General features: G+C 63.1%; 21 protein-coding genes and 1 pseudogene. 19 read left to right on the top strand and 3 right to left on the bottom strand.

What is annotated here, in order from left to right:
• Nucleotides 1-227: pseudogene (locus tag Y706_RS22835) on the top strand (bifunctional metallophosphatase/5'-nucleotidase); the annotation flags it as partial.
• 92 nt (nt 228-319) lie between these two features.
• Here the strand turns inward: Y706_RS22835 and Y706_RS0100940 are convergent.
• A complete protein-coding gene (locus Y706_RS0100940) occupies nt 320-805 on the bottom strand; it encodes an aminoacyl-tRNA deacylase (protein WP_028275123.1) in 486 nt (161 codons plus the stop codon).
• A 90-nt stretch (nt 806-895) separates the two neighbouring features.
• Nucleotides 896-2095 (bottom strand): acetyl-CoA C-acetyltransferase, encoded by a 1200-nt coding sequence (locus Y706_RS0100935; RefSeq protein ID WP_028275122.1) that lies wholly within the window; start codon nt 2093-2095, stop codon nt 896-898.
• A gap of 465 nt (nt 2096-2560) precedes the next feature.
• Here Y706_RS0100935 and rpoB point away from each other — a divergent pair, with 465 nt between their 5' ends.
• The 7 genes from rpoB to Y706_RS30560 all read left to right on the top strand — a co-directional run bounded on the left by rpoB (nt 2561) and on the right by Y706_RS30560 (nt 15253).
• Nucleotides 2561-6076, top strand: coding sequence for a DNA-directed RNA polymerase subunit beta (gene rpoB, locus Y706_RS0100930; RefSeq protein WP_028275121.1), 3516 nt, complete (start codon nt 2561-2563; stop codon nt 6074-6076).
• Nucleotides 6077-6196: 120 nt separating this feature from the next.
• Entirely contained in the window at nt 6197-10096 is a 3900-nt protein-coding gene (locus tag Y706_RS0100925; RefSeq protein ID WP_028275120.1) for a DNA-directed RNA polymerase subunit beta', read from the top strand.
• A 398-nt stretch (nt 10097-10494) separates the two neighbouring features.
• On the top strand, nt 10495-10869 hold the full coding sequence (gene rpsL / locus Y706_RS0100920) for a 30S ribosomal protein S12 (RefSeq protein ID WP_018773658.1): 375 nt from the start codon (nt 10495-10497) through the stop codon (nt 10867-10869).
• Nucleotide 10870: 1 nt separating this feature from the next.
• A complete protein-coding gene (rpsG, locus tag Y706_RS0100915; RefSeq protein ID WP_011692813.1) occupies nt 10871-11341 on the top strand; it encodes a 30S ribosomal protein S7 in 471 nt (156 codons plus the stop codon).
• 69 nt (nt 11342-11410) lie between these two features.
• Entirely contained in the window at nt 11411-13525 is a 2115-nt protein-coding gene (fusA, locus tag Y706_RS0100910) for an elongation factor G (protein WP_028275119.1), read from the top strand.
• Between the two features lie 267 nt (nt 13526-13792).
• Entirely contained in the window at nt 13793-14983 is a 1191-nt protein-coding gene (gene tuf, locus Y706_RS0100905; RefSeq protein WP_018773660.1) for an elongation factor Tu, read from the top strand.
• A 144-nt stretch (nt 14984-15127) separates the two neighbouring features.
• Entirely contained in the window at nt 15128-15253 is a 126-nt protein-coding gene (locus Y706_RS30560) for a hypothetical protein (RefSeq protein ID WP_256860042.1), read from the top strand.
• A gap of 16 nt (nt 15254-15269) precedes the next feature.
• On the opposite strand, the gene Y706_RS0100895 is transcribed toward Y706_RS30560, so the two are convergent.
• The gene (locus tag Y706_RS0100895; protein WP_028275118.1) at nt 15270-16694 is read right to left on the bottom strand and encodes a GH1 family beta-glucosidase; all 1425 of its coding nucleotides are present in this window, start codon (nt 16692-16694) and stop codon (nt 15270-15272) included.
• A gap of 503 nt (nt 16695-17197) precedes the next feature.
• Between Y706_RS0100895 and rpsJ the strand changes: the two genes are divergently transcribed.
• The 11 genes from rpsJ to rpsQ are packed head-to-tail and all read left to right on the top strand — an operon-like array spanning nt 17198 to nt 22565.
• Nucleotides 17198-17506 (top strand): 30S ribosomal protein S10, encoded by a 309-nt coding sequence (rpsJ, locus tag Y706_RS0100890; protein WP_003803825.1) that lies wholly within the window; start codon nt 17198-17200, stop codon nt 17504-17506.
• Between the two features lie 17 nt (nt 17507-17523).
• The gene (gene rplC, locus Y706_RS0100885) at nt 17524-18174 is read left to right on the top strand and encodes a 50S ribosomal protein L3 (protein WP_003803812.1); all 651 of its coding nucleotides are present in this window, start codon (nt 17524-17526) and stop codon (nt 18172-18174) included.
• Between the two features lie 4 nt (nt 18175-18178).
• Entirely contained in the window at nt 18179-18799 is a 621-nt protein-coding gene (gene rplD / locus Y706_RS0100880) for a 50S ribosomal protein L4 (RefSeq protein ID WP_028275117.1), read from the top strand.
• Complete coding sequence (gene rplW / locus Y706_RS0100875) at nt 18796-19101, top strand: 50S ribosomal protein L23 (protein ID WP_018773664.1); 306 nt, start codon at nt 18796-18798, stop codon at nt 19099-19101. The genes rplD and rplW overlap by 4 nt, the downstream gene beginning before the upstream one ends.
• 29 nt (nt 19102-19130) lie before the next feature.
• Nucleotides 19131-19970 (top strand): 50S ribosomal protein L2, encoded by an 840-nt coding sequence (gene rplB, locus Y706_RS0100870; RefSeq protein ID WP_026266473.1) that lies wholly within the window; start codon nt 19131-19133, stop codon nt 19968-19970.
• A 12-nt stretch (nt 19971-19982) separates the two neighbouring features.
• Entirely contained in the window at nt 19983-20264 is a 282-nt protein-coding gene (gene rpsS / locus Y706_RS0100865) for a 30S ribosomal protein S19 (protein ID WP_018773666.1), read from the top strand.
• A 38-nt stretch (nt 20265-20302) separates the two neighbouring features.
• The gene (gene rplV, locus Y706_RS0100860; protein WP_003803798.1) at nt 20303-20668 is read left to right on the top strand and encodes a 50S ribosomal protein L22; all 366 of its coding nucleotides are present in this window, start codon (nt 20303-20305) and stop codon (nt 20666-20668) included.
• Nucleotides 20669-21511, top strand: coding sequence for a 30S ribosomal protein S3 (gene rpsC, locus Y706_RS0100855; protein WP_028275116.1), 843 nt, complete (start codon nt 20669-20671; stop codon nt 21509-21511).
• Nucleotides 21512-21928, top strand: a complete 417-nt coding sequence (rplP, locus tag Y706_RS0100850) for a 50S ribosomal protein L16 (RefSeq protein WP_018773668.1) — start codon at nt 21512-21514, stop codon at nt 21926-21928. It begins immediately after the preceding gene.
• A gap of 2 nt (nt 21929-21930) precedes the next feature.
• Nucleotides 21931-22260: a 50S ribosomal protein L29 gene (gene rpmC / locus Y706_RS30555; RefSeq protein WP_018773669.1), complete on the top strand. Its 330-nt coding sequence runs from the start codon at nt 21931-21933 to the stop codon at nt 22258-22260.
• On the top strand, nt 22257-22565 hold the full coding sequence (gene rpsQ, locus Y706_RS0100840) for a 30S ribosomal protein S17 (RefSeq protein ID WP_018773670.1): 309 nt from the start codon (nt 22257-22259) through the stop codon (nt 22563-22565). The genes rpmC and rpsQ overlap by 4 nt, the downstream gene beginning before the upstream one ends.
• Nucleotides 22566-22994 lie beyond the last annotated feature (429 nt).

The raw sequence follows: 22994 nt of genomic DNA, 5'->3' as shown, positions 1-22994 counted from the left end.
TGGCGCCCGAGCAGGAATTTGCTTTGGCCATCAACAACTACCGGCAGAGCGGCGGAGGCAACTTCCCGGCCGTGAAGAGCGCGCCGGTGCTCTCGAACAGCCAGCAGGAGATCCGGCAGCGCATCATCGACTATGTCGTGGACCGCGGCACCCTGGACGTCGCCGTGTTCAGCCAGGCCAACTGGCGGCTCACCGTCAACGGGACGCCACTGACGGTCACCGCCTAACCCCAACTCCAACAAACGCGGGGTCACTTTGCGCCCATCCCGGCGGTCGGGATGGACGGAAGTGACCCCGCGTTGCTGTTAACCCGGGCGGGCTAGTTGGGTTCAGTGATGTCGGCGACGACGGCGCCCAAGGCCGCCGTCAGGGCATCCGCGTCCACGAACGCGCTGTAGCCATGTTCGCCGGCGCCCATGGAGATCCGACGGCCAGTGATGGTCTGGTCGGCGTAGACGGGCCAGGGGCGGATGCTGCCGAGCGGCGTGATGGTCCCGCGCTCGTACCCGGTGGCCTCGAAAGCCGTATCCGCCGCCGGCAGCGAGAGCTTGTTGACGCCCAGCAGCGCCCGCAGCTTGGGCCAGGAAATCTGCCGGTCGCCGGGGACCAGTGCGAACAGGAAACTGCCGTCCTTGTGCTTGACCACGAGCGACTTCACGATATCCGCGGGCCGGATCCCGAGGATACCGGCCGCCTCTTCAAGGCTGCCGGCGGCGAGGCGTTCGACGATCTCCACGTCCAGCCCCCGCGCCGCGGCGTCGGCGAGGAACCGTTCGCGGCCGCTGGTTGTCTTCTGCTCTGGCATCGCATCAAACCTTCCTGACTCCTGGCGGCGGTTCCCGGTCCGCCCGGCCGCCCTGTGGTCCGGGCCCGCCCCGCCCGCCGGTTACCGGATTTAGTCGCGGTACAGCAGCAGCGCTTCGCCCTGGCCGCCGCCGCCGCACAGGGACACGGCCGCCTTGCCGGTACCCCGGCGCTTGAGTTCGTGGGCCGCGTGCAGGGCCAGCCGGGCCCCGGAGGCCCCGATCGGGTGGCCCAGGGCGATGGCGCCGCCGTGGATGTTGCACTGCTCCAGCGGATAGCTGAGGTCCTTCAGGGACTGCACCGCGACAGAACCGAAAGCCTCATTGATTTCGATGAAGTCGAGGTCCGCGGCGGACCAGCCGGCTTTGTCCAGGGCGTTCTTGATGGCGTTCGACGGCTGGGAATGCAGCGAGTTGTCCGGCCCCGCGACCTGGCCCGGCTTGCCGACCACCGCCAGGTACTCGAGACCGTTGTCCTCGGCGAAGTTCCGGCTGCTCAGCACCAGGGCGGCAGCGCCGTCGGACAGGGGAGAGGAGTTGCCGGCGGTGATGGTTCCGTCCGTGACGAACGCCGCGCGCAGACCGGCCAGCGATTCGACAGTCGTGTCGGGCCGGATGCCCTCGTCGGAGGTGACGGCGATCGGATCGCCCTTGCGCTGCTTGACGCTCATCGGGGCGATCTCGCCGTCGAAGACGCCGTCCTTCGCGGCCCGGGCGGCACGCTGGTGCGACTGGGCCGCCACCTCGTCCTGGGAGGCCCGGTCAATGCCGAGGGTCAGGTTCTTGCTCTCGGTCGACAGTCCCATGGACTGCCCGTCGAAGGCGTCGGTCAGGCCGTCGTGCGCGGCCACATCCAGGGCCTGGACCGTGCCGTACGCCCAGCCCTGCCGGGAACCGGGCAGCACGTGAGGTGCGCGGGTCATGGACTCCTGGCCGCCGGCGACCACCACCGTGGCGTCCCCGCTGCGGATCATCCGGGCGGCGTCGATCACGGCGGTGAGGCCCGAGAGGCAGACCTTGTTGATGGTCACCGTCGGCACGTTCCAGCCGATGCCGGCGCCGATGGCGCTCTGGCGCGCAGGGTTCTGGCCCGCTCCGGCCTGCAGGACCTGGCCGATGATCACGCCGTCCACCTGCTCGGCCTTGACGCCGCTCGCGGCCAGGGCCGCGCGGATGGCGTGGGTGCCGAGCTCGACGGCGGTGAAGCTGGCCAGCTGCCCGTTCAGGCGCCCCTGGGGGGTGCGGGCTGCGGCGAGAATGACAACATCGTTGTTGTCTGCAGGATTGCTCATGGTGTTTTCTTCCGATCTACTTCGACTTATGTCTACGTTATCGTGAGCCCCGTCACCTATCCATTCGGCCCCGGTCTGGGCCCCAGTATGGGCCGCGGTCCCGGCCGCTGACCCGCTCACCCCCGGCGCTGCCCGGGGCAGCTTGCGAATGGCTCCGCCAGGAGTCAGGGAAAATTCCGCCAAACTTCGTGCTTGCAATCCCGCCGGAAGTGGGGTAGACAAGTAGGTTGCTTTGCCGTATCGTAGATATTTGCGTCTTCCCTGTTTACCTTCAGCCTTCATATAGCGGTGGGCTTAGCCTGACAGCTGTTCCATCAATGTGCCGTCTACCACGTGCACCAGCTATGGACAGCGCGGGTCCCGGGTCATATAGCGGAACCGGACTGGTAGCGCTGCGGAGTCATTCTGCAGAGTGCATAACGGGGGAGATCTGACAACGCCTGAAGGTCTGTGGAAGGATCCCTCTTGGTCGCCTCGAGCACCTCTAATGTAAACAACGCTACCGCTATCAATGCCGACAGCACCGACGGTGCAACCCGCCGGCTCTCATTCGCAAAGATTCACGAACCCCTTGATGTTCCGAATCTGCTCGCCCTGCAAACCGACAGCTTTGATTGGCTGGTCGGGAACGAACGCTGGCAGGCGCGCGTTGCGAAGGCCGTCGAAGAAGGCGACCTCAGCGTCGCCACCTCCTCGGGTCTGTCCGACATCTTCGAAGAGATCTCCCCGATCGAAGACTTCCAGGGCACCATGTCCCTGAGCTTCTCCGAGCCGGAGTTCGCTGACCCCAAATACACCATGGCTGAGTGCAAGGACCGGGACGCAACGTACTCGGCTCCGCTGTACGTCAAGGCCGAGTTCATGAACAACAACACGGGCGAAATCAAGCAGCAGACCGTGTTCATGGGTGACTTCCCGCTGATGACCGAGAAGGGCACCTTCGTCGTCAACGGCACCGAGCGTGTCGTCGTCTCCCAGCTGGTCCGCTCGCCGGGCGCCTACTTTGAGCGCACCGCCGACAAGACCAGCGACAAGGACATCTTCACCGCGAAGATCATCCCCTCCCGCGGCGCCTGGTTCGAGCTCGAAATCGACAAGCGCGACCAGGTCGGCGTCCGTCTTGACCGCAAGCGCAAGCAGTCCGTCACCGTGCTGCTGAAGGCCCTCGGCTGGACCGAAGGCCAGATCCTCGAGGAATTCGGCCAGTACGACTCCATGCGCGCCACGCTGGAGAAGGACGCCACCGAGACCCGCGAAGACGCGTTGCTGGACATCTACCGGAAGCTGCGACCGGGCGAGCCGCCCACGGTTGAGGCTGCCCAGTCCCTGCTGGACAACCTGTACTTCAACTCCAAGCGCTACGATCTGGCCAAGGTCGGCCGTTACAAGATCAACCGCAAGCTTGGCATCGACCGCTCCCTTGGCGACAAGGAAGCTTCGGTCCTGCACGTTGAAGACATCGTGGCCATGATCAAGTTCCTGGTTGCGCTGCACGCCGGTGAGAAGACCCTCATGGGCAAGCGCGACGGCCAGGACCACGAGCTCCGCGTCGAGATCGATGACATCGACCACTTCGGCAACCGCCGCATCCGCGCCGTCGGCGAGCTCATCGAGAACCAGGTCCGCACAGGCCTGTCCCGCATGGAGCGCGTCGTCCGCGAACGCATGACGACCCAGGACGTCGAGGCCATCACGCCGCAGACCCTGATCAACATCCGTCCCGTCGTGGCAGCCATCAAGGAGTTCTTCGGAACTTCCCAGCTGTCCCAGTTCATGGACCAGAACAACCCGCTCTCGGGTCTGACCCACAAGCGCCGCCTGTCCGCGCTTGGCCCGGGTGGTCTGTCCCGTGACCGTGCCGGCATGGAAGTTCGTGACGTGCACCCGTCCCACTACGGACGTATGTGCCCCATCGAAACTCCTGAAGGCCCGAACATTGGTCTGATCGGTTCGCTGGCTTCCTACGGACGCATCAACCCGTTCGGTTTCATCGAAACCCCGTACCGCCTTGTTGCCGAGGGTGTCGTCTCCGATGAGGTCAAGTACCTCACCGCCGACGACGAAGCCGAGGTCTTGATCGCACAGGCCAACGCACCGCTCGACGAGAACAAGCGTTTCGCGGAAGAGACCGTCCTGGTCCGTGCCCGCGGTGGTGGAGGCGAGCCTGTGCTGGTTCCCGCCGCCGACGTCGAGTTCATGGACGTTTCCCCGCGCCAGATGGTGTCCGTGGCTACCGCCCTGATCCCGTTCCTCGAGCATGACGATGCCAACCGTGCACTCATGGGTGCCAACATGCAGCGCCAGGCCGTGCCGCTGGTCCGTTCCGAGGCACCGTTCGTCGGTACCGGCATGGAGCGCGCCGCAGCCGTCGACGCCGGCGACGTTGTCATCGCCAAGAAGGCCGGTGTGGTTACCGAGGTCTCCGCTGAGCTGGTCATCATGCTCAACGACGACGGTACGGAAACCAACTACCGCATCAACAAGTTCGCCCGTTCCAACCAGGGCAACTGCTACAACCACCGTGTCCTGGTAAGCGAAGGCCAGCGCCTGGAGGTCGGCGGCATCATCGCTGACGGCCCGGCAACGGACCAGGGCGAGCTCGCCCTCGGTAAGAACCTGCTCGTGGCATTCATGTCATGGGAAGGCCACAACTTCGAGGATGCCATCATCCTGTCCCAGCGCATCGTGGCCGAGGATGTCCTGTCCTCGATCCACATCGAGGAGCACGAGATCGATGCCCGCGACACCAAGCTTGGTGCCGAGGAAATCACCCGTGACATCCCGAACGTGTCTGAGGAAGTCCTGGCAGGCCTGGACGAGCGGGGCATCATCCACATCGGTGCCGAGGTTGAGGCCGGCGACATCCTGGTCGGTAAGGTCACCCCCAAGGGCGAGACCGAGCTGACCCCGGAAGAGCGCCTGCTGCGCGCCATCTTCGGTGAGAAGTCCCGCGAAGTGCGCGACACCTCCCTGAAGGTGCCGCACGGCGAGTCCGGCACCGTGATCGGTGTCCGCGTCTTCGACCGCGACAACGACGACGAGCTGCCCCCGGGCGTCAACCAGCTGGTGCGCGTCTACGTCGCTGCCAAGCGCAAGATCACCGACGGCGACAAGCTCGCCGGCCGCCACGGCAACAAGGGTGTTATCTCCAAGATCCTTCCGATCGAGGACATGCCCTTCCTTGCCGACGGCACCCCCGTTGATATCGTCCTGAACCCGCTGGGTGTTCCGGGCCGCATGAACGTCGGCCAGGTGCTGGAAACGCACCTCGGCTGGGTTGCCAAGACAGGCTGGAAGATCGAGGGCGAGCCCGAGTGGGTCAAGCAGCTGCCGAACCTGCCGCGCGAGAGTGGCCAGACCACTGTGGCGACGCCGGTCTTCGACGGTGCGCGTGAAGAGGAAATCACGGGCCTGCTCGATTCCACCAACGTCACCCGCGACGGTGACCGCCTGATCAACTCCTCCGGCAAGACCCGTCTGTTCGACGGCCGCTCCGGCGAGCCGTTCCCGGATCCGATCTCGGTCGGCTACATGTACATCCTGAAGCTCCACCACCTGGTGGACGACAAGATCCACGCCCGCTCCACCGGCCCGTACTCCATGATCACGCAGCAGCCGCTGGGTGGTAAGGCACAGTTCGGTGGCCAGCGCTTCGGTGAAATGGAAGTGTGGGCGCTCGAGGCTTACGGCGCCGCGTACACGCTCCAGGAACTGCTGACGATCAAGTCGGATGATATCCACGGTCGTGTGAAGGTCTACGAAGCCATCGTCAAGGGCGAGAACATCCCCGAGCCGGGCGTTCCTGAGTCCTTCAAGGTCTTGATCAAGGAAATGCAGTCGCTGTGCCTGAACGTGGAAGTGCTTTCCACGGACGGAACCACAATTGAAATGCGTGACTCTGATGACGCAGTCTTCACGGCTGCGGAAGAACTGGGCATCGATCTGTCTCGTGCAGAGCCCAGTTCCGTAGAAGAGGTTTAGCAGGTGGGGCACCGGGAAAAGCAGGCGGCCCGGCCGCGCTGACTTTTCCCGGTGCATCACCTCCCTCTTCCCGTAACCCAAGACTTCAGAATTTAGAGAACAAGAGAGAACAGGGACCATATGTCCAGCGAATCCTCCTTCGGCCTCATGCAGATCGGCCTCGCCACCGCGGAAGACATCCGTGGCTGGTCGTACGGCGAGGTTAAGAAGCCGGAAACCATCAACTACCGCACGCTCAAGCCCGAGAAGGACGGCCTCTTCTGCGAGAAGATCTTCGGCCCGTCCCGCGACTGGGAATGCTACTGCGGCAAGTACAAGCGCGTGCGCTTCAAGGGCATCATCTGCGAGCGGTGTGGCGTTGAGGTCACCCGCGCCAAGGTCCGCCGTGAGCGCATGGGCCACATCGAGCTCGCCGCCCCGGTCACGCACATCTGGTACTTCAAGGGCGTGCCCTCCCGCCTGGGCTACCTCCTTGACCTGGCACCGAAGGACCTCGAAAAGGTCATCTACTTCGCCGCCTACATGATCACGAGCGTCGACGCCGACAGCCGCCACGAAGAACTGCCCAACCTCCAGGTTGAGCACGACATCGAGAAGAAGCAGCTGATCGACAACCGCGACTCGGACATCGCCACGATCGCCCGCGACCTTGAGAACGAGCTTGCCCGTCTCGAAGGCGAAGGCGCCAAGGCTGCCGACAAGAAGAAGGCCCGCGACTCCGCCGACCGCCAGATGGCGAACGTCCGCAAGCGTGCCGACGCCGAAATCGAGCGCCTCGAGCAGGTCTGGGACCGCTTTAAGAACCTCAAGGTCGCAGACCTCGAAGGTGACGAAGGCCTTTACCGCGAACTGCGCGACCGCTACGGCATGTACTTCGAAGGCTCCATGGGTGCCGAGGCCATCAAGAAGCGTCTTGAGAACTTCGACATGCAGGCCGAGTCGGACATGCTGCGCGACATCATCGCCAACGGCAAGGGCCAGCGCAAGACCCGCGCCCTGAAGCGGCTCAAGGTGGTCAACGCGTTCCTGACGACCAACAACAGCCCGCTCGGCATGGTGCTGGACGCCGTCCCGGTGATCCCGCCGGAACTTCGCCCGATGGTCCAGCTGGACGGTGGCCGCTTCGCGACCTCCGACCTCAACGACCTCTACCGCCGCGTGATCAACCGCAACAACCGCCTCAAGCGCCTGCTTGACCTCGGGGCTCCGGAGATCATCGTCAACAACGAGAAGCGCATGCTTCAGGAAGCTGTTGACAGCCTCTTCGACAACGGCCGCCGCGGCCGTCCGGTCACCGGACCGGGCAACCGTCCGCTGAAGTCCCTGAGCGACATGCTCAAGGGCAAGCAGGGCCGTTTCCGCCAGAACCTCCTCGGCAAGCGCGTCGACTACTCCGGCCGTTCGGTCATCGTCGTCGGCCCGCAGCTGAAGCTGCACCAGTGTGGTCTGCCGAAGCAGATGGCCCTGGAGCTCTTCAAGCCGTTCGTGATGAAGCGCCTGGTTGACCTCAACCACGCCCAGAACATCAAGTCGGCCAAGCGCATGGTGGAGCGTTACCGTCCGCAGGTCTGGGACGTCCTCGAAGAGATCATCACCGAGCACCCCGTGCTGCTGAACCGTGCACCTACCCTGCACCGTCTCGGCATCCAGGCGTTCGAACCGCAGCTCGTTGAAGGCAAGGCAATCCAGCTGCACCCGCTGGTTTGTGGCGCCTTCAACGCCGACTTCGACGGCGACCAGATGGCAGTCCACCTGCCGCTGAGCCCCGAAGCCCAGGCCGAGGCACGCATCCTGATGCTCTCCTCGAACAACATCCTGAAGCCGTCTGACGGCCGCCCGGTGACCCTGCCGTCGCAGGATATGATCATCGGTCTTTACCACCTGACCACCAAGCGTGTCGGTTCAGCTGGCGAAGGCCGGATCTTCTCCTCGGTCGCGGAAGCCATCATGGCCTACGACCTCCACGAGCTGCACCTGAACTCCAAGGTCAAGATCCGGCTCGAGGGCTTCGTGCCCTACGCCGGCTGGGAAGCCCCGGAGGGCTGGGAGCCCGGTCAGACCACACTGGTCGAGACCTCCCTCGGCCAGGTCATCTTCAACCAGACGCTGCCCGCGGACTACCCGTGGGTTGAGAACGTTGCCGACAAGGGCGAGCTGTCCACGATCGTCAACGACCTCGCCGAGCGCTACCCGAAGGTGATCACCGCGGCAACGCTGGACAACCTGAAGGATGCCGGTTTCTACTGGGCCACCCGCTCCGGCGTCACGGTGGCCATCTCCGACATCGAGGTGCCCACGGACAAGCCGCGGATCCTCGCCGGTTACGAGACCATGGCCGCCAAGATCCAGGGCCAGTACGACAAGGGCCTGATTGACGACGACGAGCGTCGCCAGGAACTGATCGAGATCTGGAACAAGGCAACGAACGAGATCGCCCAGGCGATGCGTGACAGCCTGTCCCCGATGAACACGATCAACCGCATGGTGTCCTCGGGCGCACGTGGTAACTGGATGCAGGTCCGTCAGATCGCGGGTATCCGTGGCCTGGTGGCCAACCCTAAGGGTGAAATCATCCCGCGTCCGATCAAGTCCTCCTACCGCGAGGGCCTCTCGGTGCTGGAATACTTCATCGCCACGCACGGTGCCCGTAAGGGTCTGGCTGACACCGCCCTGCGTACCGCCAACTCGGGTTATCTGACCCGTCGTCTGGTGGACGTGTCGCAGGACGTCATTGTCCGCGAAGAGGACTGCGGTACCGAGCGCGGCCTGATGACGGCCATCGCGGTGGCCGACGCCAACGGCGTCCTCGTCCTGGACGAGAACGTCGAGAACAGCGCCTACGCCCGCACCCTGGCCGTCGACGTCGTCGACTCCAAGGGCAAGGTCCTGGCAGCTGCCGGCACCGACTGCGGCGACGTCGTCATTGCCGAACTGTTCGCAGCCGGCATCACCGAGGTCAAGGTCCGCTCCGTACTCACCTGTGAGTCCAGCGTCGGCACCTGCGCCCTGTGCTACGGCCGTTCGCTGGCCACTGGCAAGACCGTCGACATCGGTGAGGCCGTGGGCATTATTGCCGCGCAGTCCATCGGTGAGCCGGGTACCCAGCTGACCATGCGTACGTTCCACACCGGTGGTGCTGTTTCCGCCAGCGGTGGCGACGACATCACCCAGGGTCTGCCCCGTATCCAGGAGCTCTTCGAAGCCCGTACTCCGAAGGGTGTCGCACCGATTGCTGAAGCAGCCGGCCGCATCACCATCGAAGAGTCCGAGCGCCAGATGCGCCTGGTCATCACCCCGGATGACGGATCTGAAGAGATCGCGTACCCGGTGCTGCGCCGTTCACGTCTTCTCATCGAAGACGGCGATCACGTCAGCGTTGGCCAGAAGCTCATCAACGGCCCGGTCGACCCCAAGCAGGTGCTGCGCATCATGGGCCCCCGTGCCGCGCAGAAGTTCCTGGTGGACGAAGTCCAGGGCGTGTACCGCAGCCAGGGCATCGGTATCCACGACAAGCACGTCGAGGTTATCGTCCGCCAGATGCTGCGCCGCGTCACGGTCATCGAGTCCGGCGAATCGGATCTGCTGCCCGGCGAGCTCGCCGAACGCAGCCGTTTCGAAGAGGCCAACCGCCGCGTTGTGTCCGAGGGCAAGACGCCGGCATCCGGCCGTCCCGAGCTCATGGGCATCACCAAGGCGTCCCTGGCGACCGAGTCCTGGCTGTCCGCAGCTTCCTTCCAGGAGACCACCCGCGTCCTGACGCAGGCGGCCATGGAAGGCAAGAGCGATCCGCTGCTCGGCCTCAAGGAAAACGTCATCATCGGTAAGCTCATCCCGGCCGGCACGGGTCTCCCGCGCTACACCGAGGTCACTGTGGAACCCACTGAAGAAGCAAAGGCCAACCTGTTCACCGGCCCCAGCGCATTCAGTGACTTCTCCTACGACTCGCTGGGCGGCGACGGAGCTCCCGAGTTCCACGCCATCCCGCTGGATGACTACGATCTCGGCAGCGACTTCCGCTGAGCTGAGTGACTGACAGGCCCCGTTCCCACCTCGGTGGGGGCGGGGCCTTTCCAGTGGTAAGCCCCGCCGATTAAGGGCTGGGACCCGTCCGTGTTAGACTTGAGACTAATTGTTATTGTGGCAGTGGATGAGTGCGCCGGTTTGAGTCAGACAGCTTGCAGCTGAAAGATTCAACCAGGACGACGTTTCCGGTTTGCAGGGTTCTTGTGCAACGTATGCCACATTTTCGCATGCCTAGGGGCAATTCGGGTCGAAAGTCCTTGGACCCCGGCGTGCGGTCCGACTATTAAGGCTTCGCCTCAGCTGCTCTGGAGAGAACTTCAAAGCTCGGGCGGCGAGGCGCAGCGACAAGAGAGCGGCCGCCAACGGCCGCTCCGGATAAAACGGAGAACACGAGAGTGCCTACGATTAACCAGCTGGTCCGCAAGGGCCGCACGCCTAAGGTCAAAAAGACCAAGGCTCCCGCGCTTAACGGCAGCCCGATGCGCCGCGGTGTTTGCACCCGCGTTTACACGACGACCCCGAAGAAGCCGAACTCGGCTCTGCGTAAGGTTGCTCGCGTGCGCCTCAACGGCGGCATTGAAGTCACCGCATACATCCCCGGTGTGGGCCACAACCTGCAGGAGCACTCCATTGTGCTCGTCCGCGGCGGCCGCGTGAAGGACCTTCCGGGTGTCCGCTACAAGATCGTCCGTGGCGCCCTCGATACCCAGGGTGTCAAGAACCGTAAGCAGGCTCGCAGCCGCTACGGCGCAAAGATGGAGAAGAAGTAATATGCCTCGCAAGGGTCCGGCCCCCAAGCGGCCGCTAGTTCTAGATCCCGTTTACGGCTCCCCGCTGGTCACCCAGCTCATCAACAAGGTGCTGGTTGACGGCAAGAAGTCCACCGCAGAGCGCATCGTTTACGGTGCACTCGAGGGTGCTCGCGCCAAGTCCGGCGGCGACCCCGTTGCAGCCCTCAAGAAGGCCATGGAGAACGTCAAGCCTTCGCTTGAGGTCCGCTCCCGCCGTGTTGGTGGCGCCACGTACCAGGTTCCCGTTGAGGTCAAGCCGGGCCGTTCCACGGCCCTCGCCCTCCGCTGGCTGGTTGGCTACTCCAAGGCCCGCCGCGAAAAGACCATGACCGAGCGCCTCCAGAACGAAATCCTGGATGCCTCGAACGGTCTCGGTGCCGCTGTGAAGCGTCGCGAAGACACCCACAAGATGGCCGAGTCCAACAAGGCCTTCGCACACTACCGCTGGTAATACTTCCCGGACGCCGCCGGCTCAACTGAGCCGGCGGCGAACGTGCAGTCCATCCGAAAGGGAGACACCGTGGCACAGGACGTGCTTACCGACCTTAGCAAGGTCCGCAATATCGGCATCATGGCCCACATCGATGCCGGCAAGACCACTACTACCGAGCGCATCCTGTTCTACACGGGTGTGAACCACAAGATCGGCGAAACGCACGACGGCGCTTCGACGACTGACTGGATGGAACAGGAAAAGGAACGCGGCATCACCATCACGTCTGCCGCCGTGACCTGCTTCTGGGAAAACAACCAGATCAACATCATCGACACCCCCGGCCACGTTGACTTCACGGTCGAGGTTGAGCGCTCCCTGCGCGTCCTCGACGGCGCAGTCGCCGTGTTCGACGGCAAGGAAGGCGTGGAGCCGCAGTCCGAGACTGTTTGGCGCCAGGCTGACAAGTACAACGTTCCGCGCATCTGCTTCGTCAACAAGATGGACAAGCTCGGCGCTGACTTCTACTTCACCGTCGACACCATCATCAGCCGTCTCGGTGCCAAGCCGCTCGTCATGCAGCTGCCGATCGGCGCCGAGAACGACTTCATCGGCGTCGTCGACCTCCTCTACATGCGTTCGCTGGTCTGGCCCGGCGACGCCAAGGGTGACGTCACCATGGGTGCCAAGTACGAGATCCGCGAGATCCCGGCTGACCTCCAGGCGAAGGCCGAAGAGTACCGCGCAACCCTCATTGAGACCGTTGCCGAGTCCTCCGAGGAACTCATGGAGAAGTACCTTGAGGGCGAAGAGATCAGCATCGATGAGCTCAAGGCCGGCATCCGCAAGATGACGATCAACTCTGAGATCTACCCGGTCTTCTGTGGTTCTGCATTCAAGAACCGCGGTGTCCAGCCCATGCTCGACGCTGTGGTGGACTACCTGCCGAACCCGCTCGACGTCCCGCCGATGATCGGTCACGATCCCCGCGACGAAGAGAAGGAGCTTACCCGTAAGCCCTCCTCTGAAGAGCCCTTCTCCGCACTGGCGTTCAAGATCGCCGCGCACCCCTTCTTCGGCCAGCTGACCTTCGTCCGCGTGTACTCCGGTCACGTGGAAGCAGGCTCGCAGGTGGTCAACTCCACCAAGGGCAAGAAGGAGCGCATCGGCAAGCTGTTCCAGATGCACGCCAACAAGGAAATGCCCGTCGACGGCGCTACCGCCGGCCACATCTACGCAGCGATCGGCCTCAAGGACACCACCACGGGCGACACCCTGTGCGATCCGGCCAACCAGATTGTCCTCGAGTCCATGAGCTTCCCGGAGCCCGTGATCTCGGTTGCGATCGAGCCGAACACGAAGGGTGACCAGGAGAAGCTCTCCACGGCCATCCAGAAGCTCTCCGCTGAGGACCCGACCTTCCAGGTCTCCCTCAACGAGGACACCGGCCAGACCATCATCGCCGGCATGGGCGAGCTCCACCTGGACATCCTGGTGGACCGCATGCGCCGCGAATTCAAGGTCGAGGCAAACGTTGGCAAGCCGCAGGTTGCTTACCGCGAAACCATCAAGCGTGCTGTAGAGCGTCACGACTACACGCACAAGAAGCAGACCGGTGGTTCCGGCCAGTTCGCAAAGATCCAGATCGCGATCGAGCCGCTGGACACCTCAGGTGGCGAGCTGTACGAGTTCGAGAACAAGGTCACCGGTGGCCGCGTTCCGCGCGAGTACATCCCGTCGGTCGACGCCGGCATCCAGGACGCGCTTAACGACGGCGTCCTGGCCGGTTACCCGGTTGTCGGCATCAAGGCGACGCTGATTGACGGCGCTTACCACGATGTTGACTCCTCGGAGATGGCGTTCAAGATCGCCGGCCGTATGGCTTTCAAGGAAGCCGCACGCAAGGCGAACCCTGTCCTGCTCGAACCGCTGATGGATGTCGAGGTCCGCACCCCTGAGGAATACATGGGTGAAGTTATCGGTGACCTCAACTCCCGCCGTGGCCAGATGCAGTCCATGGAAGATGCCCAGGGCGTCAAGGTTATTCGCGCACACGTCCCGCTGTCCGGCATGTTCGGCTACATCGGTGACCTGCGCTCGAAGACCCAGGGCCGCGCTGTGTACTCCATGACGTTCAACAGCTACGCCGAGGTCCCGAAGGCAGTCGCCGACGAGATCATCCAGAAGAACCGCGGCGAGTAGTCCCCAGGACGCCTCGCAGCAACAAGAAACTCGGGTGCGTCTCCGCCAGCGGAGACACATCTGGTGCAGGCGGCCGGACTCCGGTCAGCTGTAGTCCGGCCAAGCCGGAGTTCGGCCGCCTGCACGAACAGGCTCTAGGCACTAGCATTAGTACCTGAATCTGCAATTTCATCAATCCAAAGCCCCCCAAGTAGACTTACTGGAGTTTCTGCCGCGACAAGCGCGGCCGAAGGGTAAGTCAATTTGAAAACGTTCTAGGAGGAACCTGTGGCAAAGGCAAAGTTCGAGCGGACTAAGCCGCACGTTAACATCGGTACCATTGGTCACGTTGACCACGGTAAGACGACGCTGACGGCCGCCATTTCCAAGGTGCTGTACGACAAGTACCCGACTCTCAACGAGAAGCGTGACTTCGCGTCGATTGACTCTGCTCCCGAAGAGCGTCAGCGCGGCATTACCATCAACATCTCCCACGTTGAGTACCAGACCGAGAAGCGCCACTACGCACACGTAGACGCTCCGGGTCACGCTGACTACATCAAGAACATGATCACCGGCGCTGCTCAGATGGACGGTGCAATCCTCGTGGTTGCCGCCACTGACGGCCCGATGGCTCAGACCCGCGAGCACGTTCTGCTCGCCCGCCAGGTTGGCGTTCCCTACCTGCTGGTCGCGCTGAACAAGGCTGACATGGTTGACGACGAAGAGCTCCTCGACCTCGTTGAAATGGAAGTTCGCGAGCTGCTCAGCTCGCAGGGCTTCGATGGCGACGAGGCTCCGGTTGTTCGCGTTTCCGGCCTGAAGGCCCTCGAAGGCGACCCCGTCTGGGTCAAGTCCGTTGAGGACCTCATGGCTGCTGTCGACGAGTCCGTTCCGGACCCCGTACGTGACCGTGACAAGCCCTTCCTGATGCCGATCGAAGATGTCTTCACGATCACCGGCCGTGGCACCGTTGTTACGGGCCGCGCCGAGCGTGGAACCCTCGCCATCAACTCCGAGGTCGAGATCGTCGGCATCCGCCCGGTCCAGAAGACCACGGTTACCGGTATCGAGATGTTCCACAAGCAGCTCGACGAAGCATGGGCCGGCGAGAACTGTGGCCTCCTGCTCCGCGGTCTGAAGCGCGACGATGTCGAGCGTGGCCAGGTTGTCGTCAAGCCGGGTTCCATCACCCCGCACACCGACTTCGAGGCTAACGTCTACATCCTCTCCAAGGACGAAGGCGGACGTCACAACCCGTTCTACTCCAACTACCGCCCGCAGTTCTACTTCCGCACCACGGACGTAACCGGCGTTATCACCCTGCCGGAAGGCACGGAAATGGTTATGCCCGGCGACAACACTGAGATGACCGTTGCGCTCATCCAGCCGATCGCAATGGAAGAGGGCCTCGGCTTCGCTATCCGCGAAGGCGGCCGCACCGTTGGTTCAGGACGCGTCACCAAGATCATCAAGTAATTACTTGCCGATCTGATGCTTTGCCCCTGATCAGCCAGCCGTATGGCAGTTGACCAGAGGACCGGGAACAGCCCCGCTGCACTTGCAGCGGGGCTGTTCCTTTTAAGTTCCTGATACCTTTGCAGGAAGGGAAGGGAGCTCACCATGGGCTGGTTCATTTTTCTGCTGATCGCCGCGGCGGTTGTCGTCGCGTTCTTTTGGGCGAAGAGGCACTTCCGCCAGGAGATCGAGCGCGCCAAGCGCATTAATAGGTCCAACCGCAACCAGTAGCAGGGCCGGGCGGGGCTCAGGCCCGGCGTGCCCGCGCGAGGGCCTGGTACCAGTAGTACGAGTCTTTCGGCGTGCGCTTGAGGTTCGTGAAATCGACGTGCACCAGGCCGAAGCGCTGCGAGTAGCCTGCCGCCCATTCGAAGTTGTCCATCAGCGTCCAGACGTAATAGCCGAGCAGTTCGACGTCGTGTGCCACGCCCCCGGGGGAGGTCGCCTCCACCGCCTGGCTCAGGTGTGCAGCGAGATAGCTGATCCGGCCGGCATCGGGAATGGGGCCGGTGACGTGGTCCGGTTCGGGGAAGCTCGCCCCGCTCTCGGTGATGTAGAGCGGCGGCAGCGAAGACCCGTACCGGTCCTTCAGCTCCCGGAGCAGGATCCCCAGGTGGTCCGGAGCGACCGGCCAGCCGAATCCCGTGCGTTCGTACTCCGGGAACGCGGCCATATGGAACGGGACTTTCAGCATCGCCTCCGCGGTTGCCGAGGGGCTGTCGACGCCGCGTCCCGTGGCCACCTTCACGGGGTAGTAATAGTTCAGGCCGTAGAAATCCAGCGGCTGGTGGATCGTGGCCAGGTCCGCGTCGCTGATGCTCCGCATTGAACGGAACCACGGCCGGGCGATCAGCGGAAGCCGGGGAAAGCGGCCCAGGAGGATCGGGTCAGCGTAGAGCCGGTTCAGCACGAAGTCGAACACCCTGGCCAGCATCCTGTCTGTTGGCGAGCTGGTTGCAGGCCGGACCGGGGAATGCAGGTTCGCGACCCCGACGGCGCCGGCGACGCCCTGCGCGCGCAGCGCCTGAACCGCCAGCCCGTGCCCCAGGAGCTGATGCCGCACCGACGGCAGGGCATCGAAGAGCAGGCCGCGGCCGGGCGCGTGCACGCCCAGGGCGTAGCCGTTCAGAGTAACCGAGGCGGGCTCGTTCAGCGTCACCCACTGCGCCACGCGGTCGCCGAACCGCTTGCCGGCGGCCGCGCTGTACTCGGCGAACCGTTCCGCCGTCGAACGGTTCATCCAGCCGCCCCGGTGCTCGAGGGGCAGCGGCGTATCCCAGTGGTAGAGAGTGGCCATGGGGGAGATGCCGGCGGCGAGGAGCCGGTCGATCAGGCGGTCGTAGAAGTCCAGGCCGGCCGCATTGAAGCGGCCGCTGCCCTCGGGCTGGACCCGCGGCCACGAGATCGAAAAGCGGTAGGAGTCGATCCCGAGATCGCGCATCAGTTCGATGTCTTCCTCGGCGCGGTTGTAGTGGTCGCAGGCCACGGCGGGGGAGTGCCCATGCAGGATGTTGCCGGGCTTTTCGGCAAAGGCGTCCCAGCCGGAGGGTCCGCGGCCGCCGGCGGCAAGGCTGCCCTCGATCTGGAAGGCCGCGGAGGAAACACCCAGGGTGAATCCGGGGCTCAGGCGTGCGGCGAGGGCCTGAACTGCTACAGAGTCCTGCACAGTCATGCCCCTATCATCCATTCGACGGCGATTCAGGACAATGGCCCTCCGGCAGTGATTGCACTACTGCGACTGCAGTACGTTGCCTGCCCGGCTGCACGGTTGCGCTTGCAGTACTGTGATTGCACTACTGCGATTGCAGTACTGTGGCTGCAAGGCCGTGCAGAGGGGCTGATTCGCTTCTGCCCGCAAATTCCGGCATACTAGATGAGTTGTTCAAGCGCTCTTTCGCGTCCCGATCCGGATAATGCCGGATGCCAGGGTCCAAGTGAGAGACCAAACATAACCCACTCCCCATGGAATTGCGGACGCGTACGTGTGAAAACATGCGACACGCCCGACCGCGGGGGTCGGTTGCGTCGGCAGGCTGAGGAACCCGGATCCTTCCGGATTCAGCTTGTGCGGCGGGTGGTAGTCACGACTTCAAATGCTTCGGCAGCCATACAACTAGTAAGTGAACAGGGCAGCCCTAATCAGGGGAAGCACAGACTGAAAGAGAGTCAGGCGACATGGCGGGACAAAAAATCCGCATCCGGCTGAAGTCATATGACCACGAGGTCATTGACGTTTCAGCACGGAAGATCGTTGAGACGGTCACGCGCGCAGGCGCAACTGTAGTTGGCCCCGTGCCGCTGCCGACGGAGAAGAACGTTTACTGCGTTATTCGCTCTCCGCACAAGTACAAGGACAGCCGCGAGCACTTCGAAATGCGCACGCACAAGCGTCTTATCGACATCATCGACCCCACGCCCAAGGCTGTTGATTCGCTCATGCGTCTCGACCTGCCGGCCGACGTGAACATCGAAATCAAGCTGTAGGGAGGTGCTGAGAGACTATGACCGCAACCCGTAACGTAAAGGGCCTGCTGGGCACGAAGCTCGGCATGACCCAGGTCTGGGACGAGAACAACAAGCTCATCCCCGTCACTGTGGTCCAGGCTGACTCGAACGTCATCACGCAGCTGCGCAACGCAGAAACTGATGGCTATGTCGCCGTTCAGATCGGCTACGGCCAGATCGATCCCCGCAAGGTCACCAAGCCGCTGGCTGGTCACTTTGAAAAGGCAGGCGTCACGCCTCGCCGCCACGTCGTAGAACTGCGCACTGCAGATGCTGACTCTTACGAGCTGGGCCAGGAGCTCTCCGTAGAGCTCTTCGAAGCCGGCCAGAAGATCGACGTCGTTGGCACCACCAAGGGTAAGGGCTTCGCCGGTGTTATGAAGCGTCACGGCTTCCACGGCGTTGGAGCTTCCCACGGTGCCCACAAGAACCACCGTAAGCCCGGTTCTATCGGTGGCGCATCCACCCCGAGCCGCGTCTTCAAGGGCATGAAAATGGCCGGCCGCATGGGCGCCGTTCGTCACACCACGCTGAACCTCACGGTCCACGCGGTTGACGTCGAGAAGTCGCTGCTCCTGATCAAGGGCGCCGTTCCCGGCGCCCGCGGCCAGGTCGTACTCGTACGCACCGCCGTGAAGGGAGCCTAGTTCAATGACTAGCACTGTCAAGGTTGACCTGCCTGCAGAGATCTTCGACGTACAGACCAACGTGCCGCTGCTGCACCAGGTCGTCGTTGCCCAGCTCGCTGCTGCTCGCCAGGGTACCCACAAGACCAAGACCCGCGCCGAGGTTTCCGGTGCAGGTCGCAAGCCGTTCAAGCAGAAGGGCACCGGCCGCGCCCGTCAGGGTTCCATCCGTGCTCCTCACATGACCGGTGGTGGCGTTGTCCACGGCCCCACGCCGCGTGACTACAGCCAGCGCACCCCTAAGAAGATGATTGCTGCTGCACTGCGCGGCGCACTCTCGGACCGCGCCCGCAACGGCCGCGTCCACGTCGTTGCTGACCTGGTTGCCGGCTCCACGCCGTCCTCCAAGGAAGCACTGGCAACCCTGCGCGGAGTTTCCGAGCGCAAGAACCTGCTCGTTGTCATTGAGCGCGCCAACGATGTTGCTGCACTGTCCGTGCGCAACCTCGAGGAAGTTCACGTTCTGTACGCAGACCAGCTGAACACCTACGACGTTCTCGTTTCCGACGACGTAGTCTTCACCAAGGCTGCCTACGAAGCATTCGTTGCTGACAAGGTTGCAAAGAACGAGGAGGATGCCAAGTGAGTGCAGCCACCATCAAAGACCCGCGCGACGTCGTGCTTGCACCCGTTGTCTCGGAAAAGAGCTACGGCCTGATCGACGAGGGCAAGTACACCTTCCTGGTGGACCCCCGCTCGAACAAGACCGAGATCAAGCTGGCCGTGGAGAAGATTTTCTCCGTCAAGGTCGAATCGATCAACACCATCAACCGTGCCGGTAAGCGCAAGCGCACCAAATTCGGCTGGGGTACCCGCAAGAACACCAAGCGTGCAATTGTGAGCCTCAAAGAAGGCACTATCGACATCTTCGGCGGTCCGCTTTCATAGCGGAGACCACTTTAACGAGGAAATAAATTATGGGAATCCGTAAATACAAGCCGACTACCCCGGGCCGTCGCGGCTCGAGCGTAGCGGACTTCACTGAAATCACGCGGTCGACGCCGGAAAAGTCGTTGGTACGTCCCCTCCCGAAAAAGGGTGGCCGTAACAACTCCGGTAAGATCACGACCCGTCACAAGGGTGGTGGACACAAGCGCCAGTACCGTCTGATCGACTTCCGTCGCCACGACAAGGACGGCGTCAACGCCCGCGTTGCCGAAATCGAGTACGACCCGAACCGCACGGCTCGGATCGCCCTCCTGCACTACGTTGATGGCACCAAGCGTTACATCATCGCCCCGAACAAGCTGTCCCAGGGCGACTTCGTAGAGGCCGGCGCCGACGCTGACATCAAGCCCGGCAACAACCTTCCGCTGCGCAACATCCCGGTCGGTACCGTAATCCACGCAGTCGAACTGCGTCCGGGTGGCGGCGCCAAGATGGGCCGCTCCGCCGGCGCATCGATCCAGCTCGTTGCAAAGGAAGGCCGTTTCGCCCAGCTGCGTCTGCCTTCCGGCGAAATCCGCAACGTTGACGTGCGCTGCCGCGCAACCGTCGGCGAGGTCGGCAACGCCGAGCAGTCGAACATCAACTGGGGCAAGGCCGGCCGTATGCGGTGGAAGGGCGTTCGCCCGACCGTCCGTGGTGTCGCCATGAACCCGGTTGACCACCCCCACGGTGGTGGCGAGGGTAAGACGTCCGGTGGACGTCACCCCGTCAACCCGAACGGTAAGCGCGAAGGCCGCACCCGCCGTCCCAACAAAGAGAGCGACAAGCTTATTGTTCGTCGCCGTCGTACTGGCAAGAACAAGCGATAGGAGCCTGGACACATGCCACGCAGCCTGAAAAAAGGTCCTTTCGTTGACCAGCACCTCTTTGTAAAGGTAGCCAGGGAAAACGAAAAGGGCACCAAGAACGTCATCAAGACCTGGTCCCGCCGTTCGATGATCGTCCCCGACATGCTCGGCCACACGATCGCCGTACACGACGGACGCAAGCACATCCCCGTGTTTGTCACTGAGTCGATGGTCGGGCACAAGCTCGGCGAATTCGCTCCCACGCGGACATTCCGCGGCCATGTCAAGGACGACCGTAAGGGCAAGCGCCGCTAGGCGCCTGCACTTACGTCAAAGACGAGAGAAGGAAAGCAATGGAAGCCAAGGCAATTGCGCGTCACATCCGCGTAACGCCTATGAAGGCCCGGCGCGTCGTCAACCTTGTTCGTGGTAAGCAAGCGAATGAGGCTCTGGCAATTCTGAAGTTTGCCCCCCAGGCAGCTTCGGAGCCGGTATTCAAGGTAGTTCAGTCGGCAATCTCCAACGCCCGGGTCCTCGCGGACCGCGACGGCGTGGCGTTTGACGAAGGTGACCTCATCATCAGCGAAGCGTTTGTTGATGAAGGCCCGACCATGAAGCGGTTCCAGCCGCGAGCCCAGGGTCGTGCATTTCAGATCAAGAAGCGCACGAGCCACATCACCGTGGTAGTCGCTACCCCGGAGAAAGAGGAGGCTCGCTAAGTGGGACAGAAAGTTAACCCGCACGGGTTCCGACTCGGCATCACCACCGATCACGTATCGCACTGGTTCGCCGACAGCACCAAGGCCGGCCAGCGGTACAAGGACTTCGTTCGCGAAGACATCCGTATCCGCCAGCTCATGTCCACGGGCATGGAGCGCGCCGGTATCGCCAAGGTCGAAATCGAGCGCACCCGCGACCGTGTCCGCGTGGATATCCACACGGCACGTCCGGGCATCGTCATCGGCCGCCGCGGCGCTGAAGCAGACCGCATCCGCGGCGAGCTTGAGAAGCTCACGGGCAAGCAGGTTCAGCTGAACATCCTCGAGGTCAAGAACCCCGAGATGGAAGCCCAGCTTGTTGCCCAGGGCGTTGCTGAGCAGCTGACTTCCCGCGTGGCTTTCCGCCGTGCGATGAAGAAGGCCATGCAGTCCGCACAGCGCGCCGGTGCCAAGGGCATCCGGATCGCTTGCTCGGGTCGACTGGGCGGCGCAGAAATGTCCCGCTCGGAGTTCTACCGCGAAGGCCGTGTGCCCCTGCACACCCTGCGTGCGAACATCGACTACGGCTTCTACGAGGCCAAGACCACCTTCGGCCGCATCGGCGTGAAGGTCTGGATCTACAAGGGCGACGTCACTGCCAAGGAACTGGCTCAGCAGGCAGCTGCTGCTCCGTCCCGTGGCCGTGCCGGCGACCGCCCGGGCCGCCCGGGTGGCGCCGACCGTGGTGACCGCCGCCGTCGTCCCGACCGCCCCGCAGCCGAGGCAGCACCTGCCGCCGAAGCTCCGGCTGTCGAAGCCGGTGCCGCAGGCACGGCACAGTCAGTAGAAGGAGGACAGGCTTAAATGCTTATCCCACGTCGAGTCAAGCACCGTAAGCAGCACCACCCGGGTCGTTCCGGCGCTGCTACGGGCGGCACCCAGGTCTCCTTCGGTGAGTGGGGCATCCAGGCGCTGAGCCCGGCCTACGTCACGAACCGTCAGATCGAATCTGCCCGTATCGCGATGACCCGCCACATCAAGCGTGGCGGAAAGGTCTGGATCAACATTTACCCGGACCGTCCGCTGACGAAGAAGCCGGCCGAAACCCGCATGGGTTCCGGTAAGGGTTCTCCGGAATGGTGGGTCTCAAACGTCAAGCCGGGCCGGGTTCTCTTCGAACTCTCCGGTGTCAGTGAAGAGGTAGCTCGCGAGGCCCTGCGCCTGGCAATCCACAAGCTGCCGTTGAAGGCACGCATTGTGCGTCGCGAAGGTGGTGAGTAGAAATGGCAGTAGGATCCAAGGAACTTGCATCCGCACAGCTGGACGGTTTCGACAACGAGCGTCTCGTTGAAGAACTCCGCAAGGCCAAGGAAGAGCTGTTCAACCTGCGTTTCCAGTCCGCCACCGGTCAGCTGGAGAACCACGGTCGTCTGCGCGCGGTAAAGAAGGACATCGCCCGCATCTACACCGTTCTCCGTGAGCGCGAGCTCGGCATTCGTGCCGAGGTTGCCGCACCGGTTGTGGAAGCCAAGGAAGAGAAGAAGTCCAAGAAGGCTGCAACCAAGAAGGCTGAGAAGGCTGAAACGGTTGAATCCGAGGAGGATGCCAAGTGAGTGAAAAGGACGAGAACGTGACGGAAACTGTTTCCGACGCAGCCAAGGCTGACGAGCGCGGTTACCGTAAGACGAAGCGCGGCTACGTCGTCTCGGACAAGATGGAAAAGACCATCACTGTCCAGGTCGAAGACCGCGTGAAGCACGCCCTCTACGGCAAGGTCATCCGCCGCAACGCCAAGATCAAGGCTCACGACGAAGAGAACAGCGCCGGCATCGGCGACCTCGTGCTCCTCGCCGAGACCCGCCCGCTGTCCGCTACCAAGCGGTGGCGTCTGGTCGAGATCCTCGAGAAGGCCAAGTAACACCTGCACCTCGCTGCCTGGTGATACAGCAGAAGCCCTCGTTCCCCTTTGGGGAGCGGGGGCTTCTGCGTTGCCCGCAGCCGCCGCAGCCGGCAGCCCGCGGGCGGCGGCAGCCGTTTACCGTGCTCGTCACGCGGAGCAGCCTTTGGGGGCTTACGACGCCGGCGGGCCGGGTTCCCGGGATGCGCGGCGGCGGGCGGGCTCACAGCCTGTCCGGCGTAACGGCGTAACGGCGTCGCGGCTGCGGGGGAGGGGTGTGCAGCGTCCATGGCTGTGATATGGGGATACGCCTAAAACGTGCTAAGATTTTGAGTTTGTATGGCGCCTTTTGCGCGCCGTCATCAACCTCGTAAACAATCGTGCCACGGCATAGTGCCCCCTTGCGCCCCGACTCGTCGGGAACCGCCTGGGAAGCAAATGTTTTTGGCA

It is taken from the genome of Arthrobacter sp. I3, assembly GCF_000520575.1.
Taxonomy (GTDB): domain Bacteria; phylum Actinomycetota; class Actinomycetes; order Actinomycetales; family Micrococcaceae; genus Arthrobacter; species Arthrobacter humicola_A.
Note: the sequence above shows the minus strand (reverse complement) of the source record. Positions and strands in the feature narration are given on the sequence as shown.